The sequence below is a fragment of the Stappia indica genome, from assembly GCF_009789575.1.
Taxonomy (GTDB): domain Bacteria; phylum Pseudomonadota; class Alphaproteobacteria; order Rhizobiales; family Stappiaceae; genus Stappia; species Stappia indica_A.
The window spans coordinates 4,618,329-4,638,981 of record NZ_CP046908.1; the positions used below are offsets into that span (position 1 = coordinate 4,618,329).

The following is a 20,653-nucleotide window of genomic DNA, read 5'->3' on the forward strand; positions in this document are numbered from 1 at the left end:
TCTCTCAGTCTTCTTCCTGGCGCTCATGCGCTGCGCTTGATGTCATGTCCCGTGCTGCGGCCGGCCTCCCCCCGGGGCGCCGCAAGCCTTTGCGAAAGTGTCGGCCGCGGGGCGGATATCCCCGCGTCGGCGGCCAGCGAGGGCAGGGCGACGCTGACGCAGGTGCCTTCCCCCTCGCGGCTGTCCAGCGTCATCCGGCCGCCGCTCAGGGCGGCCAGTCCCTTGACCACGGCAAGGCCGAGGCCGGCGCCGTCATGCAGCCGCGCCAGGCCGGCACTCACCTGCACGAAAGGCTCGGTCACCCGCTGGTGGTCGGCCGGTGCGATGCCGATGCCGCTGTCGCGCACGCCGAAGACGAAGCCCTGCGGCTCGCTGCGGGCGAAGAGGACGACACGGCCGCCCTCGGGCGTGAATTTCAGCGCATTCGACAGCAGATTCAAGGCGATCTGGCGGCAGGCGCGCGGATCCGCGCTCACCTCGCCGAGCGACAGCGGCAGGTCGGCCGTCAGCCGCAGGCCGAGCCGGGCAGCCTCCGGCTCCATCATCCGGCGGCAGCTCTCGAGGCACGTCCGCAGGTCGAAGCGTTCGGCGACGATGTCGAAATGGCCGGTCTCGATCCGCGCCATGTTGAGCATGTCGTTGACCAGCTGCAGCAGGTGGCTGCCCGACTGGTGGATGGTGCCGGCATAGTCGCGCACCCGCTGCGGATCGGTGGCGGCACCGGACGGCGTATCCCCGCTCAAAAGCTCGGAAAAGCCCAGGATCGCGTTGAGCGGCGTGCGCAATTCGTGGCTGACGGTGGCCAGGAACCGGGAATGCGCCTCGCGGGCCTTCTCGGCCTCGGCGAGCGCCGTGTCGCGCTCCGTGGCAAGGGTCGTCTCGGCCGTGACGTCGCGCAGCACGCTGAAGACGCCGTCCTCGCCGTCCGGCGCCGGATGGACGGTCAGTTCGGCCGTGACATAGCCTGGCCGGCCGGCCTCGCCGGGCTGGGTGCCGCCGCGGCGCAGGCGCAGCCGCAGGCACTGCACCGCCCCGTCCGCAGCGGCATCGCTGAGGGCCTTGAGATAGGCCGGACGGTCGCCGACATGGACGCGGGCGAAGAGCCCGTCGCCGGCCAATTCCCGTGCCGCTGCTGCCGGATGGCCGAGCCCCAGGATACGCGCGGCGGCCTCGCCGGCCTCCTCCACGCGCCCATTGGGCCCATGCCGCAGCACGGCCTCGCCGGCAAGCCGCGCGGCCAGGTTCGTGCGCGTCTCGCGGCGGACAAGATCTGTCTCGCGCCGGCGGGTGGCGGCACCCACACGCAGCGCCAGCAGGCCGGCGTAGAGCACGGCAAGCGTCACGGCCAGCAGCGGAACGGGCAGGAAACCGCCGATGGGGTCGGCGGCCGCAGGCATCGTCAGCCCGGCAAGCGCGGGGCCGACGGCCATCGCCAGCGTCACGGCAACGACGAGGACAATCCCGCGCCGCCGGCCGGCGATTGCCGCCTCTACCGGAGCGAGCACCAGCAGCGGCAGCACCGGCGAGGAAAGCCCGCCGGTCAGCGCGGCGAGAACGCCGAAGCTCACCGCAAAGAGCAGCGCCGAGGCGATCTGTCCCCGGGCGAGTTCGCCGGTGCGCGAGACATACATGGCAAGCGGCAGGTGCGCCGTCAGCCAGCCGAGAATCAGCGCGACCGCCAGGGTGGTGATTCCATTGAAGGCGAGCATCAGGGGCAGCAGGGCGAGCGCCAGCGCGCCGCAGGCGAGATGCCCGCGGATGAAGGCGCCGTGGCTGGCGCGGGCGGCCGTTTCATGGGCCGCATCCGGGTGGACCAGGGCATCGACATGGCTTGCCGCAAGCCTCAGCCGATCCTGCAATGCTGGCATCATTCTCGTCTTTCCGGCGCGTGGCCGTTTGCTCGACCTGTTGTGCCGCGATGGTCACAGGAACGGCTTAAGGAACCATGAAACCTCAAGTTTTCCCGGTGGAGCGAAGGGGCGGAACAGCGCGCCAAAGGGCCTGCGGAAGGGCCTTGGAATTTCGATAAAATTTGAGACGAATTTTGCGAAAACTCGTCTCGAAATTGCGAAAAATTGAGAGCGGCGACTCAACCCGGCGTTGGCGGATGCGTGCTACATTGCGGGCATAACGGATCCGGCGACCGCATGTCGGCGACCGGCCCCGAAGCAGAAATGACAACCAAGGGCGGCACCCATGTTCTTTCTTCTCAGATGCGCATTCTGGATCGCGCTCGTGCTGCTGATCCTGCCGATAGACACCGGCGAGGACGGCAAGGAGAGCGCCGGCATCAACCCTGTGACCGCGTTCTTCGCGGCCCAGTCGACGATCAGCGACCTCTCGGGCTTCTGCGAACGCAATCCGCAGACCTGCGAAACCGGCGGCCAGGCGATCTCGCAGATCAGCGCCAAGGCCAAGGTCAGCGCGCGGATGATCTACGAGTACCTGGACGAGAACGGCGAGCTGACCACCGGCGCGACCGGCACGCTGACCGCGACCGACCTGGAGCCGGTCTGGGCGCTGCCGAAGGGCGAACCCGCGACCACCGCCGAGGCGCCGAGTGCTCCGGCGACACCGGCTGCCGCCGAGGCAACCGCCGGGCAGCGTTCGGCCCAGGTCGCGCCGATCCCGGCGCCCGGCCACGGCCCGGTCCCGCTGCCCCGTCCCAAGGGCGCCGACCGTCCGGTCTGATCCGAAGCTTTTTCCCGGCGATCCGTTTCGCCGGCAGCCAATCCCCGGCCCGGCGGGCGCGCCCGCTGCCCGGGATTGCCGCAAGCCTCTTGACGTTTTTGCGCAAACTGAAGGCGGACCCTACCGCCGCCCGCGGGTGAACTGCTGCCCTGTTCGCCCGCGGGCTTTTTCTTTGCTGTCTGTCCTTTCCGGAAAAGCCGACGGCCTCCCCCCGGTTTCCATCTTCGGCCCGGCGGACTATATAGCGGGTCACGAAAGTCCGACCCGCTCCGCGTTCCGTTCAAAGACCGCCCAAAGACCAATGGCTGCCCATGATCCCGCCGCTCGACGACATCCTTGAGAACTTCGACTTCCTCGAAGACTGGGACGACCGCTACCGCTACGTGATCGAGCTGGGGCGGATGCTGCCGGAGTTCCCGGAAGAGGAACGCACCGACGCCAACAAGGTGCGCGGCTGCGCCTCGCAGGTCTGGCTGGTGAAGTCGGTGGAGCAGGACGAGGGCGGCGCGCCGCGCCTGGTGTTCCAGGGCGACAGCGACGCCCATATCGTCAAGGGGCTGGTCGCCATCGTGCTCGCCACCTATTCCGGGCGCAGCGCCGCGGAGATCGCCAAGACCGATATCGACGAGATCTTTTCGCGCATCGGCCTCAAGGAGCACCTGTCGGCGCAGCGGGCGAACGGCCTGAAGTCGATGGTCGAGCGCATCCGCGCGGACGCCCGCGCAGCGCTGGCCGAGGCCTGAGGCAGGCCCCCTTCGTCCTCCGGCACGCAAGCTCCTCCCTCGTCCTCCCGGACGGAAGCCTCTCCTTTTGCGTCCTCCGGACGCGGTCACTTTTTGCGTCCTCCCGGACGCAGGCGAAGCCTGCAGATCCGGGATCGGAGAGCCGAGGGCGGTTGCAGCAGCGCTCAGGCAAAAAGGCGGGCACCGTGCCTCCCCGGTCCCGGGTCGCGCTTGCGCTTGCCCGGGAAGACGCGGGGAGGGGGCGGTCGTGAGTGGCGAGGACACGCCGATGTGCCCCCACGCTCGGCCTGTCGTCCCGGTTTCGGCGCAGCCGAAGACCGGGACCCAGTAACCCCGAGCGGTTCGGGCGAGGCCTCGGCACTGCCGCGAGCTTCCCTTGCCGAACGGGCGCTTTCGCAAACCCACCCGCCCCGGCGGATACTGGATACCTGCCTTCGCAGGTATGACAGTGGTGGGGGAGGCGACGCCGCCCCGCCTCACGCCCGCTGAGGGTGCCAATGGGTCCCGGCTCTGCGCTGACGCGCGGCCGGGATGACAGCCGAAGAGAATGGCACGGCCACTCATCCCCTCTGCCGTCACCCCGGCCAAGCGCAGCGCGCGCCGGGCCTATTGGTTTCCAGAGCTGTTGCGGGTGTGTGGGGGTCGCTCCTCTCGTCATCAACTCATATCGTTGAGGTGGTCTCTCATTCTGGTGTTGAGGATGATGCCGGAGGGGCTGGTGCAGGGAGACGTTGCAAGCCAAGCGGAGCGGTAGGGTAAGCCGCCGGCGCGCGCTCAGCCGTAGCCGTAGTGGCGGGCGAGCCGCGTCAGCCCGAGCAGCAGGACCACCTTGGCGGAGCGCGGCGGCCAGCGCCGCTCCCGCTCCACCTGTTCCAGCCCCTTGAGCTCGCAGCACACGTCGATCAGCACGCCGGCAAGCTCCGGCCCGACATCCCGCATCGCCCGCTCCAGCCGCGCGCGCGCGGCCAAAGTGGTGTCGGTGAGCTCGACAAGGCCGCCGCGCGGGTCGCGCCCGCCGCCATGTCCTGCGCCGCTGCCGAGCGCCGACCAGGCCATGCCGCGCATCCCCGGAACGATGGCGCCATGGGTGTGATCGGCGCGCAGCCGCTCGCCGGCAGCGAATTGGCCGTCGTCGAGGATCGGCTCGCCATTGCGGCCGCGCCGCCGTCGCAACCAGGCCAGCGGGCTCTCGGCATGGTTGACGGTGACGATCTCGTCGGCCGCCCCGGCAATGGCGATGCGGCGGGTGCCGGTCTCCCGGTGCTGGGCGGCGAAATCCTCTTCGCCCGACGCAATGCGGCGGAGCCGGGCACGGCCGGCCGGCGACAGGACGAGACGGCCCTTGCCGCCCCGCTCCACCAGCCCGGCGGCAAAGGCCGCCCGCAGCTGGGCCGGATCGACAGCGAGAGAGGGGGCAAGGGAGGGGGCAAGGGAGGGGACCGGCGAGGGAGAGCGGCCGGGCGAGGGAGAGGCGGGCGAAGCCGGGGCGTCTCCTCGGTCGCCGCCTTCGGGGCTGGCGGGTCTGCGTCCGGCGGGCGCGGCGCACAGCCGCAAGCCCTTCTCCGCGGTTTCCTGAAGATGCCAGGCGGGCGCCGTGCCGAGCCGGGCGAGAAGACGGTCCAGCGCGCGTTGCGAGGGCGCCATGGCTCAGGCCTCCGTCCCGCAGGCGGGAAAGGTGTGGGTGGCCAGGGAACGGGTAGCCTGGGAACGGGTAGCCTGGGAACGGGTAGATGTCGGGCGGGCGGGCAGGACGGCGAGCCCGGCCTGCAGGGCGGTCTCCAGCCCGCCGACCATCGCGTCGAACTCGGGCTCGTCGCGCCGGTCCTCGACCAGCCGGCAGGCATGGGCGACGGTGGTGCGGTCGCGCCCGAACTCGCGGGCAATGTCGGTCAATGTGCGTCCGAGAATGACATGATGCAGATACATGGCGATCTGGCGGGCCAGCGCGACCTGGGCCCGGCCGCGGCTCGGCTGGGCGAGGTCGGTCTCCTCCACCTCGAACACCGACAGGACGCAGGCCGTGACGAGCAGTCCCGCCCCTCGCGCCTGGCGGGGCCGACGGGCCGCGGGCATGCCGACGGCCAGGCCGCCGAGGTCTGAAATTCCGGACAATCCAGTCATTCCTGCCTCCACTTATCAATTTTAGGTTTATATTCCTATATCATTACGGGAAAAATACCCGCGCGGGGATAAGTGCGGTTGCGCCTTTGTTTTTTGCGTGCGGCGCGCGGGTCTGGCGGGGATGCGGGAGGGGAGAGAGGGGCGCAAGGAAGCGCCGCGCAGGGCCGGACGGCCGCGCAGATGCCGGCGCGCTATCCACGGCCGGTAGCGGGCCGGGCGCCCGTTTGCTGAAGAGGAGGGCCGCCGCCGAGGCCGGCGGCGTTGCAGCCTATTTGCCGAGCAGCCGCTTTGCCTCCGGCACGGCGAAGTCGAGCAGGACCTTGATGGAGGTCTGCCAGCTCTCGGGATCGTTGTAGCGGCCGGCGAAGGAGGCGACGACGAGGCCGGGGTCGGGCTGCACGGTCAGCCGCTGGCCGCCATTGCCGACGGCGATGGCGATGGTCCGCTCCGGCGTGCCGGCCAGATACCAGAGATAGCCGTAGCGCGTGACGTCGTTGACCGTTGCCCGCGGCTCGAACGAGCGGGCGAGCCACTCGCGCGGCACGATCTGGCGTCCGTCATGGACCCCGTAGTCCGCCACCAGCTGGCCGATCCGTGCAAGGTCCGGCAGCGTCAGCCGCAAACCGGAGGCGGCGGATGGCGCGCCGTCGGCGCCCGCGACCCACTCGAACGTCTCGATGCCGAGCGGCGCGAACAGTTTTTCGGCGGCGTAGCGGTCGAGCGGCATGCCCGTGCCGGTTTCGATCAGCTTCCCCAGCAGCGCAACCGCGCCGCCGCTCGCTGTAGATCCACGCCCCGCCCGGCGCCTCGCGGATCGGCTGTTCGAGGATGAAGCGGTAGCGGTCCGGGGCGTTTTCCATCGCGATCTCGCTGTTGCGCGGATCGCTGTAGGGCAGGTCCTCGTTCCACTCGGTCCCCATCTGCATCGACAGGGCGTGCCGGACCAGGATGAGCTCGCGGCCCGGCTGGGCCAGAAGGTCGGGATATTGCGGGAACTGCGCGTAAAGCGGCGCGTCGGGCTCGGGGACCTTGCCCTCGGCAAGAGCGATCCCGTAGAGCAGGCCGACCACCGATTTCGTCACCGAGCGCAGGTCGTGCAGCGAGGCGGCCGTGTGGTCCTGCCGGCCCTGCGGCAGGCCCCAGCGCTCGTCGTCGCCAGGGAAATACACCTCGGCCAGCCGTTCGCCCCGAAAGTCGACGATGGCGCCGTGCAGGCCGGGCAGCTCGCCGGCCGCAAAGCTCGCTTGCAGCTGTTCGTTCAGGGATTGCGCGTCGACGGGGAGCATGGTGCCGATCCAAAGAAGCGAGGCCGCACAGAGGCGGAGGGCGGGTTTTCGAAACATGGGAAACCTTCGATATCGGCGCCGGAATGCTGCGCCGGAGTGCTGGTGTGTCAGAGCCGGCGGCAGCTCGCCTGCGCCATCGCCGCCTCGATCCGCTCGCGCAGCAGGGGCTCGCCGTCGAAGGCGCGCAAAAGCGCGTAGCCGTGGGTGGCGTCGGTCTCGATGACGATGAGGTCCTCCAGGCCTTCCGGCGGGTTCTCGCGCAGGACGCTGAGCTGCTCGGTGGTGAGCACCAGCACTTCCAGCCGGCCGCCGGCACCGGAGGTGCGGTCGTTGAGGCTGTAGATCGCCCGCCCGCCCGCATCGAACAGGGCGAAGGACCAGAAGGGCGGCGGCAGCGCCGCCTCGATCTTCAGCGGGCCCTCGCCAAGGTCGAACCGGCAGGCGGCATGGAGCATCATCGGGTCGAGCATCGGCAGCGGCTCGGCACCGGCCTCCGCGTCCGGCAGGCGGTTGAACACCCCGTCCGGCCCGAAGGCGGCCACCCGCGCATAGGCGCTTTCCGGCACCTGGCCGGGCACGCCGAGCACGATGGCGATGTGGATGATGCCGCCGAGAAACAGCCCGGCCAGCAGCAGCAGGAGCATGCGCACGACGACCATGCCGTCGAGCGACTGGCGCAGCCGCGCGCGAAACGCGGGCGAAGCGGTGCGGGCGCGCGCGCTCATCGGCACAGCCCCCGGCGGATCTCCGGCATCGGCACGTTGGCAACGCCCGTGCCGGTGGTCAGCGGCGTGTCGTAGAGGCGCAGCGCCAGCACCAGCCCGCGGGCCGTGTCGGAGGTCGGCAGCCAGTTGCCCGGCCGGGCGCGCGGCGCGGCGGTGATGACGAACTCGCCATTCGCGCGGCGCAGCAGGTGGCGGCTGTCGACGCCGCTGCGGGGCGAGCCGTCGGCGACCAGCCGCATCTCGCGGTCGAGCGCCACCAGCGTCCACAGCCGGGCGGGGGCCGCCTGGCCGGAAATCTCGTAGTCGCAGCGCGGCGACAGGGTGTTGCCGGCGCTGTCGGTCTCGGCCAGGAACATCAGCCCCTCGCCGCTGGCCAGCGGCACACGGCCCGAGCGGGCATGGGTGGCGGTGGAATAGGGGTCGGCCTCGCGGGTGCCCTGGCGCGGCCGCGCCTCCCACGCGCCGAGCCGCAGCGCGCCGAAGGCCGGCGCCCGCTCCACCGCCAGATAGGCGCTGGAAAACCCGACGCCCATGGCGATGGCGATGACGATGGCGAGATCGAGCGCCAGGGCGCGCCGGCGCCGCCGCAGGATGGAGGGGACGCGGTCCGGCCGCAGGCCGTCGGTCTCGGGATCGTGAGAAAGGGCGAGTGTCACCGGGCGACGGGCTCCGCCTGTCCTGAGGCCTGAAGCGCGGCCGGCGCTTCGGCCCGCTTGCCGATGGCATCCAGCCGCGCGCCGATCTCCTCCAGCACGGCGATGGATTGCACGCGCAGCAGGCGCGGCCGGTCGGAGCCGGCGCCCTCGGCCACCGGAACGGCGCCGTCCTCGCGGGGCGGGCGGTCGACGCCCGGCATCGGCCGCAGCTCGATGCCCTTGTGCGCGTAATCCATGATCGACTGCCAGGTCATCGCCGGCAGGCTGCCGCCGGTCATCCGGGCGGTGGAGGTGAAGTCGTCATTGCCGAACCACACGGCCGCCGCGTAGTTGCCGGTGTAGCCGACGAACCAGGCATCGCGATAGGCCTGGGTGGTGCCGGTCTTGCCGGCGGCGGTGACGCCCTCCACCCGGGCGCGCCGGCCGGTGCCGTTTTCCACCACGTTGACCAGCGCGTCGTTCATCTCGGCGGCCTTCTCCTCCGGGAAGATGCGGTCCGGCGGGGGCCGGTCGTTCGCCTGCTCGTAGATGATGTCGCCGGCGGAATTGCGCACCTCCAGGATCGCCGTCGGCGTGACCTTCAATCCGCCGCTGGCGAAGCTGGCATAGGCGGCGGCCATGTCCAGTACGGTGACCTCGGCAACGCCGAGCGGCAGCGGCCGGGTGATCTTGAGCTCCGTGGTGATGCCCATCGCCTTGGCATAGTCGACGATCTTGTCGCGGCCGATCGCCTGGGCAAGGCGCACCGGCACCGTGTTGATCGACTTGGTCAGCGCGGTCTTCAGCGTCACCGGGCCGGCATAGCCGCGCGAATAGTTGCGCGGGCTCCAGCCGCCGATGGAAATCGGTGCGTCCGGCACCACGGAGGCCGGCGAATAGCCGTTCATGAAGGCGGCGATATAGACGAAGGGCTTGAACGAGGAGCCGGGCTGGCGCACCGCATCGACCGCCCGGTTGAACTGGCTCTCGCCGTAGTCGCGCCCGCCGACCATGGCGCGCACGGCCCCGGTCTCCGGCACGACGACGGCCACCGCGCCCTCGCGCACCCGGTAGCGCTCGCCGTGCTGGCGCAGGCTCTCCAGAACGCTGCGCTCCGCCTGGCGCTGCAGGCCGGGATCGAGCGAGGTGCGCACCGTGACGATGCGGTCGTTGGCGAGCGCGGGATGGGTGCGCGCCAGCTGCTTCACCTCGTTGAACGCATAGTCGAGGAAGTGGTCCGGCGAGCGGTCCTTGCTGCGGTCGATGGCGACGGCCGGATTGCGCCTGGCGCCGATCACCTGGCCCTCGGTCATGAACCCGGCCTGGACCATGTTGGTCAGTACGTCGTTGGCCCGCGCGCGCGCTGCCGGCAGGTTGATATGCGGGGCGTATTTCGTCGGCGCCTTGAACAGGCCCGCGAGCATGGCCGATTCCGAGAGGCTCAACTCGCGCACGTTCTTGCCGAAATAGAACTCGGACGCGGCGGCGACGCCGAACGTGCCGCCGCCCATATAGGCGCGGTCGAGATAGAGCTTGAGGATCTCGCGCTTGGAGAGGTTCATCTCCAGCCACAGCGCCAGGAAGGCCTCGTTGATCTTGCGCTCCAGCGTGCGCTCGTTCGACAGGAACAGGTTCTTGGCCAGCTGCTGGGTGATCGAGGAGCCGCCCTGCACCACGGTGCGGGCGCGCACGTTCTCCAGCATGGCGCGGAACGTGCCCATCACGTCGATGCCGAAATGGTAGAAGAAGCGCCGGTCCTCGGTCGCCAGCGCCGCCTTGATCAGGTGGTCGGGGATCTCCTCCAGCGGCACCGTGTCGTTGAGCAGGATGCCGCGCTTGCCGATCTCGTTGCCGAACCGGTCGAGGAAGGTGACGGAGAAATCCTCCGTGGTGCGCCAGTCGGCGCGCCCGGTCTGCTGGAAGGCGTCCTGCGCCAGCGCCAGCATCAGGATCAGGCCGAGCAGGCCGAAGGTGACGCCGTCGGAGGCAAGCTCGGCGGCAACGCGCCCGGCGCCGCGGGCGCGGAACCGGCGCAGCCAGGCCGAATAGCCCTCAAGCCCCGTGCGCAGGGCGGAAAACGAACGCCACAGCGCGGTGTCGACCCACGCATCGACCGACAGCATGGCCGAGCGCGCGCGGGCGCCGAACGGGCGCCGCCCCGGCGGCTGCGTCCCGGCCGGATCTGCGGCGGGGGAGGCCGGCTGCGGGCTGTCCTGCGGGTCGGCATCGCCGGATCGCTGGTTCACCTTGGTCTTCCGTTCTGCTATGGCCGTGGGCGAACTCCCGTTGCGGGAGCGACCCGGCGCGTTTCGTTTTACCCCCGATCCGCCGGGCCTTTCAAGGATGTGCCGGTGGTGGATGGATCAACAAATCGGGCGGACGTGACGGCGGGCGGCGCGAGCGAGCCGGGCGAGCCGTTCTGGAAGGGCCGGCGGCTCGACGAGCTGAACCCGGCCGAGTGGGAGTCCTTGTGCGACGGCTGCGGGCGCTGCTGCCTCAACAAGCTGGAGGACTGGGACAGCGGCGAGATCGTCTGGACCTCGCTCGCCTGCACTCTGCTCGACGGCGAGAGCTGCCGCTGCTCGGACTACGACAACCGCTTCGCCACCGTGCCCGACTGCCTGCAGCTCACCGCCGAGCTGGTGCCGACGCTCGCCTGGCTGCCGCCGACCTGTGCCTACCGGCTGGTCGCCGAAGGGCGCGATCTCTACTGGTGGCACCCGCTGGTCTCCGGCGACCCGGAAACCGTGCACGCCGCCGGCATCTCGGTGCGCGGGCAGACCTTTCCCGAAGACGGCATCCCGCTGGAAGACTACGAGAACTTCCTCGCCGACTGGCCGGGCGAGAACCCGATGGACGAGACGGTGCGGGTGGGGTTTGTTAAGTGAGGGGGCGGTGTAAGGCCGCGTTCGGGAGCGATGGCGAGAGCATATAGGATGTCCATCTTGCCCGATGCGGCCCGGCTGGCTGTCGTTCTTCACGCTCTTTCTGTCGTTCTGGTCTCCGTCTCGATGATCGGGGCGGCGTCGGCGACTTCGTATTTCATGATATTGCTTGCGGTTGTTGTAACCACGTTTGTCTTGTCGCTCTCTTTCGGCTCCTTGGTGCTTTGCGCCGCGAATTTTTCCTTGATCGTGATCTGGTGCGCCCTGGTAATTACGTCTCTTGCGGGGCATCTTTCCGAAGGGTGGCTATTCTTGTCTCTGTTCGTGCTTCTGCCGGCGGGCCTTTCGACGCTCGGCTTGTTTGCGCTCGTGAGAGTGGCCGCAAAGAGGGGCGTCTCTTGATCTGTGCGGGCGGGCACGCCTGAGCCGGTTCAGGCATGGTCGCATAGGTGCGGCCTGGCGATGGCGGCGGACCGGTAGGTTCGGCCGCCATTTGTGTTTCTGGCGGGTCCGCTACCGTTCACCCCCCTCTGTCGGCTTCGCCGACATCTCCCCCTCAAGGGGGGAGAGGGGAGCATGGGGAAATGGCGACGCGTCGCCGCCGCCTCCCTCTCAGGCTGTCGTCCCGGACGAGGCCGCAGGCCGAAGATCCGGGAACCATTGGCACCCTCGGCAGGTATTTGTCGCTCCAACCTCTCCCTGGCGTCTTCCCGGGCAAGCGTGAGCGCGACCCGGGACCGGGGAGGCAGGGTGTTTGCCCCTTTTGTCTGAGCGCTGCCGCACCGCCCTCGGCTCTCCGATCCCGGCTCTTCGGCCGGGATGACGAGGGATGGGTTTGCGGTGTCCTCGCTGCCGCTCTGGCAGCCAATAGGCCCCGGCGCGCGCTTGCGCGCGGCCGGGGTGACGGCCGAGGGGAGGCAAGCGCCCTACGTCCCGCTCCGGTCGGGGCTGCCACTGGCTCCCGGCGCGCGCTTGCGCGCGGCCCGGACGACGGCCTGTGAGGCAAGGGAGGAACGGAGCGGGTGCAATGATCCGCGCCATCAGGCAACTTTCCGCAGCGTGAATTTAAAAGTGTTCACAAGGCCTTGGCTCCTGTGGGGAGACACGGAACCGTCACACGGCTGAGATGTGTCCCTGAAATGAGACGGGCTCACGCAAGTCCGCGAGAGGTCTCCCCATGACATCCTTCACCCGTCGCTATTTCCTGTCTTCCGCCGCGAGCCTTGGCGCGCTGGCCGCCCTGTCGCCGGTGCTGGTGCGCCGCGCCGATGCCACGCCCGGAGCGGGCGAGCTGCAAATGGTCGCCGTCACGCCCAATCCCGCCGGCGCTGCCGAGCGCGTCTTCCTGCTCAAGGGCGATCCGCTCGCCGGTCCGGTGACCACCATCGTGGCGCAGGACGGCGCTCCGGTGCCCGAGCGCCGGCTCGCCGACGGCGAGCGCCATGTGCTGCGGCTGATGCATTTCAACGATATGCACAACCACATGACCGACATGCACGCGAAGCGCGGCGACACCCACCGCATGGCGCAGATGGTCAAGCGGGTGAGGGAGGCGCGGGCCAGCGCCGCCGCCAACGAAACCGTGCTGCTGCTGTCGGGGGGCGATGACCACACCGGCTCGATCTTCGACGAACTGCTGGGCTGGACCGAGGCGGACTACGTGGTTGACGCGGGTTACCGGGCGGCCTCGGCCGCCGGCGTCGACATCGCCGTGCTCGGCAATCACGAGTTCGACCGGGGGGCGGCCCAGCTCAGGCTCGGCATCGAGCGCGACGCCGCCTTCCCGGTGCTCTCGGCCAACGTGGCGGACTCGGCCCACCTCGCGCGCGACCGCGACTATGTGCCTGCCGCCATCATCGAGGCCAACCGCCTGCGCGTCGGCGTGATCGGGCTCACCACCAATATCGACATCCGCACCGGCACCAAGGCCGATCCGGCCATGCGGGTGGCAAGCCCGGTCGAGGCGGCGACGAACCTCTACAGGGCGGTGGAGGCCGTGTCCGACGTGGTCGTGGTGCTCTCCCATTGCGGCTACGGCAAGGGCATGCACAAGTCCGGCAAGGCCGGCTCCCTGCGCGAGATCGGCGAGGGCGACTTCGCCATCGCCGAGGCGATCGGCCCGCTGGCCACCAAGCCGGTGGTGCTGGTCGGCGGCCACTCGCACACCGAGCTCAACACGGACGGCATCGACCCCAACAACATGGTCTCCGGCGTGCTGCTCACCCAGGCCAAGGCGAACGGCGCCTTCCTCGGCGAGATCGCCATGTCGATCGCCGCCGGCGAGGGGCGCGACAAGTGGTTCTCCAACGTGTCGCTGCACCCGGTGAAAAAGCGCGACGACACGGTGGCGGAAGGGGCGGACGGTTACGCCGCGCTCGAGCACGAGGGCGACTATGACGCGGGGTTCGAGGCCGAGGTGATGGCGCCGATGATCGCGGCCCTCGACGACAAGCTCGCCGAGGTGATCGGCGCGGTTGCCGCCGATGCGCCGGTCTCGACCAAGGAGACCCAGGCGACCCGCTACACGGGCGAGACCGCACTGGCCAACTTCATGAACGACACGCTGGTGCGCCAGTCGGCGACCTTCCCCGGCGGGGCGGTCGATTTCGCCCTGTTCAACGCGACCGGGCTGGCGACGGGCATCGCCCCGGGCGAGCCGCTGAGCTTCCGCGCCTGGTTCGACGTCATGCCCTATGCGGACCAGGTCGAGATTGCGACCATGACGGGGGCCGAGATCCGCGACATGCTGATCTCCAACGCCAAGCGCCTGCTGCGCCCGGACGAGGTGGCGGCGACGGATCTCTCCACCTTCGTTTCGCGCGGGCTGCTGCATTTCTCCTCCGGCATCCGCTACAAGGTGGAGCTGGGCGCAACGGCGGCCGACGCCCGCGCGGTCGACATCACGCTCGCCGGCAAGCCGGTGGAGGAGGTGCTCGACAAGTCCTTCCGCTTCGCCTTCAACACCTATGTGATGCTCGGTGCCTTCTCGGAGGCCTGGAACGGCAAGCCGATCGGCGGCGGCGTCGCCGGCGGGATCGCGACACCGGACCTGCGCAGGCTGCCCTTCGAGAACACCGGCCTTGTCTACCGCAACGAGCTCATCGCCGCGGTCCGCGAGTTGGGCACGGTCACGCGGGCAAGCGGCGCCGATCTCGACGGCCGGCTGGTGGTCGTCGGCTGACGGCACGGGCCTGACCGGACGCGCGAAAACCCCGCCGGGATCTCCGGCGGGGCACGTCTAGGAAAAAAATCCTTGACACCGTAGCGGTGGTCGGGTAGGGTTCAGGCATGGTCGCACAGTTGCGGCCTGGCGATGGCGGCGGACCGGGAGGTTCGGCCGCCATTTGTGTTTCTGGCGGGGGGGTGTCGCTGCCTCTGCTTACCCCCCTCTGTGCTTACCCCCCTCTGTCGGCTTCGCCGACATCTCCCCCTCAAGGGGGGAGAGGGGAGCATGGGGAAATGGCGACGCGTCGCCGCCGCCTCCCTCTCAGGCTGTCGTCCCGGACGAGGCCGCAGGCCGAAGATCCGGGAACCATTGGCACCCTCGGCAGGTATTTGTCGCTCCAACCTCTCCCTGGCGTCTTCCCGGGCAAGCGCAAGCGCGACCCGGGACCGGGGAGGCAGGGTGTTTGCCCCTTTTGTCTGAGCGCTGCCGCGAGGCCCTCGGCTCTCCGATCCCGGCTCTTCGGCCTGGATGACGAGGGGATGGGTTTGCGGTGTCCTCGCTGCCGCTCTGGAAGCCAATAGGCCCCGGCGCGCGCTGCGCTTGGCCGGGGTGACGGCCGAGGGGAGGCGAGGTCGTGCTTCCGTCTCGGGCCGTCTTCCGATCCTCGCTGAACATGATCCCTACATCAAAAAAGGGAGGAGCCGATGGCCAGTTCAAAACCTGCGAAGGGCGGTGCCGCGCGATCTCAGGAACATGCCGAAGCCAAGGACAAACCGGCAGAGGCTGAGACCCTGCCGGCCGATCCCGACGCAGTGGGTGCCAAACCCCAAAAGCCAACCCCGGCGGACGCGGCCGCTCCCGACCGCAAGGCGCCGGTGCATCTGGGTGTCGAGGCCTGGGCCGAGGCGCGGCAGCTCTACGAGAGCGGCGCGCTGGATGCGGACGGGGTGGTGAAGCGGTTCTGCGTCGCGAAGAGCACGGTGCTGCGCCACATCCAGGCGGAAGGCTGGGTGCGCTCGGGCGATGTGCGCGGGCTGATCGCCGCCGGCGACACGCAGGGCCTTGCCTGCCTGGTGGGGCGGCTGGCGGAGGCGTTCGAGCGGCAGGTGGAGGCGATCGAGCTGGAAATCGGCCGCGCCCGCGCCCTGAAGCTGGACCGGGCGGAGGCCTCGCAACTGGCCGAGCGCAACGCCCGCACACTGGGCAGCCTTGCCCGGACGCTCGACGTTCTGATCGAGCTGCGCAGCGGCGTGAGGGAACTGGACCCGGCGGGGAGGGACGAGGATGCACTCAGGCACGAGCTTGCGCAGCGCCTTGACCGCCTGTGCGGCGAAGGGGCGGTTGCCGGACTTCCTGGCGCGGCTGACGGCGGCGGAGCTGCGCTTCCTGCGCCATGACTGGCCGATCTGGGCGCATCAGCACCAGCTGCCGCCGCAGGGCGACTGGCGGGTGTGGCTGCTGCTCGGCGGGCGCGGCGCCGGCAAGACCCGCGCCGGCGCCGAGTGGCTGCGCGCGGCGGTGAACGCGGCAGCGCGCGAGAGGAGTGGCGGCGAGCTGCGCATCGCGCTGGTCGGCGAAACGCAGATGGATGCGCGCGAGGTGATGGTGGAGGGGATCTCCGGCCTGCTGTCCGTGCATCCCGCGTCCGAGCGGCCGCAATGGCTGCCCTCGCGCCGGCGGCTGGAATGGCCGTGCGGGGCGGTGGCGCAGGTGTTTTCCTCCGAGGATCCGGACGCGCTGCGCGGGCCGCAATTCGAGATGGCCTGGTGCGACGAGCTGGCCAAGTGGCGGCATGTGCAGGAGACCTGGGACATGCTGCAATTCGGCCTGCGGCTCGGCGCCCATCCGCGCCAGCTGGTGACGACGACGCCGCGCCCGATCCCGCTCCTGAAGCGGCTGATCGGGGACGAGGGCACGGTGGTGACCCGCGCGGCGAGCGAGGCCAACGCGGCGCATCTGGCCAAGGGCTTCATCACCGCGATCCGCGCCCGCTATCGCGGCACGCGGCTGGCGCGGCAGGAACTGGACGGCGAGATCGTCGGCGAGCGCGAAGGCGCGATGTGGAGCCGCGACGCGCTGGAGCGCTGCCGCACCGACCGGCGGCCGGAGGAGCTCACCCGCATCGTCGTCGCGGTCGATCCGCCGGCGGGCTCGTCCCGCCGCTCGGACGCCTGCGGCATCGTTGCGGCCGGCATCGACGCGGCGGGCATCGTCCATGTGCTGGCGGATGCGAGCGTGCGGGCGGCAAAGCCGGCGCGCTGGGCCCGGGCGGCGGTGGAGCTGTGGCGGAGCCTCGGGGCCGACTGCCTGGTCGCCGAGGTGAACCAGGGCGGCGAGATGGTGGGCGCGGTGATCAACGGCGTCGACCCCGGCGTGCCCGTCGCCGAGGTGCGGGCGCGGCGGGGCAAGTGGCTGCGCGCCGAACCGGTCGCCATGCTCTACGAGCAGGGCCGGGTGCGCCATGTCGGCGCCTTTCCCGAACTCGAGGACGAGATGGCGGAATTCGCCCCCGACGGGCTGTCGGCCGGCCACTCGCCCGACCGGCTCGACGCGCTGGTCTATGCGCTGCACGAGCTGGCCTTGAAGCCGCTGGCAAACCCGCGCCTGCGCAGCCTGTGAGACCCGCCGCACCGCGTTGAATCACGATGTAAGGCACCTGAATCGATCTGTTTGAATCGATGCTTCAGGACGCGGACTCAGTTTCTCAAGTCGACCGAAAAAAGGATTCTGGATCATGGGGTTGCGCGACCTTCTTGACTCTTTTCGTCGCCCTGTCGCCGAGGCCAAGGCCTCGCGCGTCGGCCCGTTGCTGGCGCTTTCGGGCAGCGGGCGCGCGGTGTGGACGCCGCGCGATTATGCGGCGCTTGCCCGCGAGGGATATGCGCGAAACCCGGTGGTGCACCGGGCCGTGCGCATGGTGGCGGAGGCGGCGGCCAGCGTGCCGCTGGTGCTCTACGAGGGCGCGCGCGAACTCGACACGCATCCGCTGCTGGAGCTGCTGGCGCGGCCCTCGCCGGGCCAGTCGGGGCAGGGGCTGCTGGAGGAGGTTCACGGCTACCTGCAGGTCGCCGGCAATGCCTATCTGGAGCGGGTCGACATCGACGGCAGGGCGCGCGAGCTGCATGCGCTGCGGCCCGACCGGGTGCGCGTGGTGCCGGGGCGCGACGGCTGGCCGGAGGCGTTCGACTATACGGTTGCCGGGCGCACGGTGCGCTTTCCCGCCGACCCGCGCGACGGGCATCCTTCGGTGCTGCATCTGAAGGTGTTCCACCCGCTCAACGATCATTACGGCTTCGCACCGCTGGAGGCGGCGCAGGTCAGCCTCGACCTGCACAATGCGGCCGGGGCCTGGAACAAGGCGCTGCTCGACAATGCGGCGCGCCCCTCCGGCGCGCTGGTCTATGGCGGGGCGGATGCGGCGAACCTGACCGACGAGCAGTTCGACCGGCTGAAGGGCGAGCTGGAGGCCGGCTACCAGGGTCCGGCCAATGCCGGGCGGCCGCTGCTGCTGGAAGGCGGGCTCGACTGGAAGCCGATGGGCTTCACCCCGCGCGACATGGATTTCATCGAGGCGAAGAACCAGGCGGCGCGCGAGATCGCGCTCGCCTTCGGCGTGCCGCCGATGCTGCTGGCGATCCCCGGCGACAACACCTTCGCCAACTACCAGGAGGCCAACCGCGCCTTCTGGCGCCAGACCGTGCTGCCGCTGGCCGCGCGGGTCGGCGAGGCGCTGGCGCGGTGGCTTTCCCCTCGCGAGGGGGCGGACCTGCGGCTGGTGCCCGATGCCGATGCCATCGAGGCGCTGTCGGCCGAGCGTGCGGCCCTGTGGGAGCGGGTCGAGCGGGCCTCGTTCCTGACGCGAGCCGAGAAGCGGCAGGCGGTCGGCTACGGGGCGGAAGGCTCCGGGGCAGAGAGCGCATGATGGAGCCGGCGCTGCGCGAGGTGGCGGCACGCGGGGACCTTGCCCATCTGGTGCTGCTGCTGTGGGCGGGCTCCTCGTCGAGCCTGCTGGTGTGGAGCCTGCGCGAGATGGTGCGCTCCAACCGCCGCTTCGACGATTTCGTCGAGGCCATCGCCCGGCTCAACCGGATGATCGGAGACGAGTAGGGGGGGCTGGCGCTGCCCATCTGTTCGTCTTCCCGGACGCTCGCATTTCGAATTCACCAAAGGGAGATCCAGATCATGACGCACCGTGTTGGGGCGAGCGCGGGCGCGCGCGTGCCCAGTTCTCAGATGTCCGCATCGGATGCGATCCGCTGCGCGCCGCATGTGAAGCGGGCGCACCGGGCCGTGTTCGCCCGCTTCGTGCTGGTGCTGCGCGCCGCGCTCGAAAGAAGCGCGGAGAGCGCCGGGGCGCGCGCATGAGCCGGGCGCAGACGGAAAGCCCGGTGAAGCGGGACGGCGCCGCGCTGGCGATGCGGGCACTGGCGGCAGGCCGCTTCGGCCGCGATGGCGGCGGGGCGGAACCGAAGGGCGGGCGGGCTCTCGTCCGGCCGACGCGGATTTCCGGCTATGCCAGCGTCTTCGGCGCGCCGGACGATGCGCTCGACATGGTGATGCGCGGCGCGTTCCGCCGCAGCCTTGCCGAGCGCGGGGCGCAGGGCATCCGCTTCCTGTGGCAGCACGATCCGGCACGGCCCATCGGCGTGTGGGACAGCGCCAGGGAGGACGCCCACGGGCTCTATCTCAGCGGCCGGCTGGTCACCGACACGCGCACGGGCCGCGATGCCGCCGCGCTGGTGGCGGCCGGCGCGCTGGACGGGCTCTCCATCGGCTTTCGCACCCGCTCCGCCCGCCGCGATCCGCAGAGCGGGCTGCGGCGGATCTTCGACATCGACCTGTGGGAGGTGTCGCTCGTGACCTTCCCGCTGCACCCGATGGCCCGGCTCGATGCCGGGTCCACTGCCACGGGACGCGCGCCGGGCGCGCTCGACTCGTGAGGCGGCCGCAGGGCCGTCCGACCGGCGCTGGCAGCGCCGGGCCTCTCAACCAGGGCAATGGAGTTTCGCAGATCATGACCAGCAGCAATCCCCGTCCGGCCGAGCAGCCGGCGCTGACGCGCCACGCCCCCGAAACCAAGGCCGTGACCGGGCGCGGCGCCGCACCTGCCGCAGGCACCGGCCTGGAGCGCGAGCTCGACGAGATGCGCGCCGCCTTCACCGCGTTTCGCGAGGTGAACGACGAGCGCCTGTCGGAGATCGAGCAGCGCGGCAGCACCGACGTGCTGACCGGCGAGAAGCTCGCCCGCATCGAGGCGGAGATCGACCGCCAGCAGCAGCGCCTCGACGCGCTGGCGCTGAAGGCGGCCCGCCCCCCGCGCGAGGGCGAAGGGGCCGGCGGCCGGGCCCGCGAGAGCGCGGCGACCGGCGAACATCGCGGCGCCTTCCTCGCCTATATGCGCAAGGGCCAGGAGGAGGGCCTGCGCTCCCTCGAGCAGAAGGCGCTGTCCATCGGCTCCGACCCCGACGGCGGCTATCTGGTGCCGGAGGAGACGGAGGCCGGCATCCTGCGCCGGATGACGGCTGTCTCGCCGATCCGCGCCATTGCCGGCTCGCGGCAGGTCTCGGCCAGCGTCTTCAAGAAGCCGTTCTCGGTCTCCGGCCCGCAGTCGGGCTGGGTGGCGGAGACGGCGGCGCGGCCCGAGACCGGCTCGCCGACGCTCGCCGAACTCGCCTTCCCGACGATGGAGCTCTACGCCATGCCGGCGGCGACGGCCTCGCTGCTCGACGATGCGGCGGTCGATGTCGACGCCTGGATCGCCGAGGAGGTGGAGCTGGCCTTCGCCGAGCAGGAGGGCGCGGCTTTTGTGGCCGGCAACGGCGTCAACCGGCCGCGCGGTTTTCTCGACTATCCGCAGGTGACCGAGAGCGCCTGGAGCTGGGGCAATGTCGGCACGCTGTCGACCGGCGTCGATGCGGGCTTCTCGGCGGCCGATCCGGGCGACGTGCTGATCGACCTCGTCTATGCGCTGAAGGCCGGCTACCGCCAGAACGCCCGCTTCGTGATGAACCGGCGGACGCAGGGCGTGCTGCGCAAGATGAAGGACGGCGAGGGCAACTACCTGTGGCAGCCGCCGGCGAGCCTCGGCGCTCCGGCCACGCTGATGAGCTTCCCGGTCACCGAGGCCGAGGACATGCCGGACATCGCCGCCGGGGCGCCGGCCATCGCCTTCGGCGACTTCCGCCGGGGCTATCTGGTGGTCGACCGGGCCGGGGTGCGCATCCTGCGCGATCCCTATTCGGCCAAGCCCTACGTGCTGTTCTACACGACCAAGCGCGTGGGCGGCGGCATGCAGGACTTCGACGCGATCAAGCTGCTGGTCTTCGCCGCGTAAAGGCGGCGGCGGACGAGAGGCCGGGCGGGGCATTCCCCGCCCGGTCATGCGGGACGGACAGCGGATG

General features: G+C 70.4%; 19 protein-coding genes and 1 pseudogene. 12 read left to right on the top strand and 8 right to left on the bottom strand.

Annotated elements, in window-relative coordinates; translation table 11 throughout:
• Positions 1-23: 23 nt before the first annotated feature.
• The gene (locus GH266_RS21210) at positions 24-1,871 is read right to left on the bottom strand and encodes a sensor histidine kinase (protein ID WP_158195608.1); all 1,848 of its coding nucleotides are present in this window, start codon (positions 1,869-1,871) and stop codon (positions 24-26) included.
• Positions 1,872-2,196: 325 nt separating this feature from the next.
• On the opposite strand from GH266_RS21210, the gene GH266_RS21215 reads away from it, so the two are divergent.
• Positions 2,197-2,691, top strand: a complete 495-nt coding sequence (locus GH266_RS21215; protein ID WP_158195609.1) for a DUF5330 domain-containing protein — start codon at positions 2,197-2,199, stop codon at positions 2,689-2,691.
• Positions 2,692-3,002: 311 nt separating this feature from the next.
• The gene (locus tag GH266_RS21220) at positions 3,003-3,434 is read left to right on the top strand and encodes a SufE family protein (RefSeq protein WP_158195610.1); all 432 of its coding nucleotides are present in this window, start codon (positions 3,003-3,005) and stop codon (positions 3,432-3,434) included.
• 774 nt (positions 3,435-4,208) lie between these two features.
• On the opposite strand, the gene GH266_RS21225 is transcribed toward GH266_RS21220, so the two are convergent.
• From GH266_RS21225 to GH266_RS21250, 7 genes and pseudogenes are all read right to left on the bottom strand, one after another.
• Entirely contained in the window at positions 4,209-5,078 is an 870-nt protein-coding gene (locus tag GH266_RS21225) for a DUF6456 domain-containing protein (RefSeq protein WP_158195611.1), read from the bottom strand.
• Between the two features lie 3 nt (positions 5,079-5,081).
• A complete protein-coding gene (locus tag GH266_RS21230; protein ID WP_158195612.1) occupies positions 5,082-5,555 on the bottom strand; it encodes a helix-turn-helix domain-containing protein in 474 nt (157 codons plus the stop codon).
• Between the two features lie 268 nt (positions 5,556-5,823).
• The gene (locus GH266_RS23630; protein ID WP_280524811.1) at positions 5,824-6,282 is read right to left on the bottom strand and encodes a serine hydrolase domain-containing protein; all 459 of its coding nucleotides are present in this window, start codon (positions 6,280-6,282) and stop codon (positions 5,824-5,826) included.
• A gap of 112 nt (positions 6,283-6,394) precedes the next feature.
• Positions 6,395-6,898 (bottom strand): annotated as a pseudogene (locus tag GH266_RS23635) (serine hydrolase domain-containing protein); the annotation flags it as partial.
• Between the two features lie 50 nt (positions 6,899-6,948).
• Positions 6,949-7,566: a DUF1254 domain-containing protein gene (locus tag GH266_RS21240; RefSeq protein WP_209001503.1), complete on the bottom strand. Its 618-nt coding sequence runs from the start codon at positions 7,564-7,566 to the stop codon at positions 6,949-6,951.
• Positions 7,563-8,222 (bottom strand): DUF1214 domain-containing protein, encoded by a 660-nt coding sequence (locus GH266_RS21245; RefSeq protein WP_158195613.1) that lies wholly within the window; start codon positions 8,220-8,222, stop codon positions 7,563-7,565. Before GH266_RS21245 ends, GH266_RS21240 begins: the two co-directional genes overlap by 4 nt.
• A complete protein-coding gene (locus tag GH266_RS21250; protein ID WP_158196346.1) occupies positions 8,219-10,324 on the bottom strand; it encodes a transglycosylase domain-containing protein in 2,106 nt (701 codons plus the stop codon). Before GH266_RS21250 ends, GH266_RS21245 begins: the two co-directional genes overlap by 4 nt.
• 231 nt (positions 10,325-10,555) lie before the next feature.
• Here GH266_RS21250 and GH266_RS21255 point away from each other — a divergent pair, with 231 nt between their 5' ends.
• From GH266_RS21255 to GH266_RS21300, 10 genes are all read left to right on the top strand, one after another.
• A complete protein-coding gene (locus tag GH266_RS21255) occupies positions 10,556-11,089 on the top strand; it encodes a YcgN family cysteine cluster protein (protein WP_244953729.1) in 534 nt (177 codons plus the stop codon).
• A 48-nt stretch (positions 11,090-11,137) separates the two neighbouring features.
• On the top strand, positions 11,138-11,488 hold the full coding sequence (locus GH266_RS21260) for a hypothetical protein (RefSeq protein WP_158195614.1): 351 nt from the start codon (positions 11,138-11,140) through the stop codon (positions 11,486-11,488).
• Between the two features lie 775 nt (positions 11,489-12,263).
• The gene (locus tag GH266_RS21265) at positions 12,264-14,267 is read left to right on the top strand and encodes a bifunctional metallophosphatase/5'-nucleotidase (RefSeq protein WP_158195615.1); all 2,004 of its coding nucleotides are present in this window, start codon (positions 12,264-12,266) and stop codon (positions 14,265-14,267) included.
• A gap of 689 nt (positions 14,268-14,956) precedes the next feature.
• Positions 14,957-15,649, top strand: coding sequence for a hypothetical protein (locus GH266_RS21270; RefSeq protein WP_158195616.1), 693 nt, complete (start codon positions 14,957-14,959; stop codon positions 15,647-15,649).
• Positions 15,537-16,871 (top strand): DNA-packaging protein, encoded by a 1,335-nt coding sequence (locus tag GH266_RS21275; protein ID WP_199270397.1) that lies wholly within the window; start codon positions 15,537-15,539, stop codon positions 16,869-16,871. Before GH266_RS21270 ends, GH266_RS21275 begins: the two co-directional genes overlap by 113 nt.
• A 115-nt stretch (positions 16,872-16,986) precedes the next feature.
• Positions 16,987-18,174 (top strand): phage portal protein, encoded by a 1,188-nt coding sequence (locus tag GH266_RS21280; RefSeq protein ID WP_158195617.1) that lies wholly within the window; start codon positions 16,987-16,989, stop codon positions 18,172-18,174.
• Positions 18,171-18,359 carry a hypothetical protein gene (locus GH266_RS21285; protein ID WP_199270398.1) on the top strand — a complete coding sequence of 63 codons (189 nt, stop codon included), beginning with the start codon at positions 18,171-18,173 and terminating at the stop codon, positions 18,357-18,359. Before GH266_RS21280 ends, GH266_RS21285 begins: the two co-directional genes overlap by 4 nt.
• A 75-nt stretch (positions 18,360-18,434) precedes the next feature.
• Positions 18,435-18,617: a hypothetical protein gene (locus tag GH266_RS21290; RefSeq protein ID WP_158195618.1), complete on the top strand. Its 183-nt coding sequence runs from the start codon at positions 18,435-18,437 to the stop codon at positions 18,615-18,617.
• Entirely contained in the window at positions 18,614-19,192 is a 579-nt protein-coding gene (locus GH266_RS21295; protein ID WP_244953730.1) for an HK97 family phage prohead protease, read from the top strand. The genes GH266_RS21290 and GH266_RS21295 overlap by 4 nt, the downstream gene beginning before the upstream one ends.
• Before the next feature lie 74 nt (positions 19,193-19,266).
• Positions 19,267-20,586 carry a phage major capsid protein gene (locus tag GH266_RS21300; protein ID WP_158195619.1) on the top strand — a complete coding sequence of 440 codons (1,320 nt, stop codon included), beginning with the start codon at positions 19,267-19,269 and terminating at the stop codon, positions 20,584-20,586.
• The last annotated feature ends 67 nt before the right edge of the window (positions 20,587-20,653 follow it).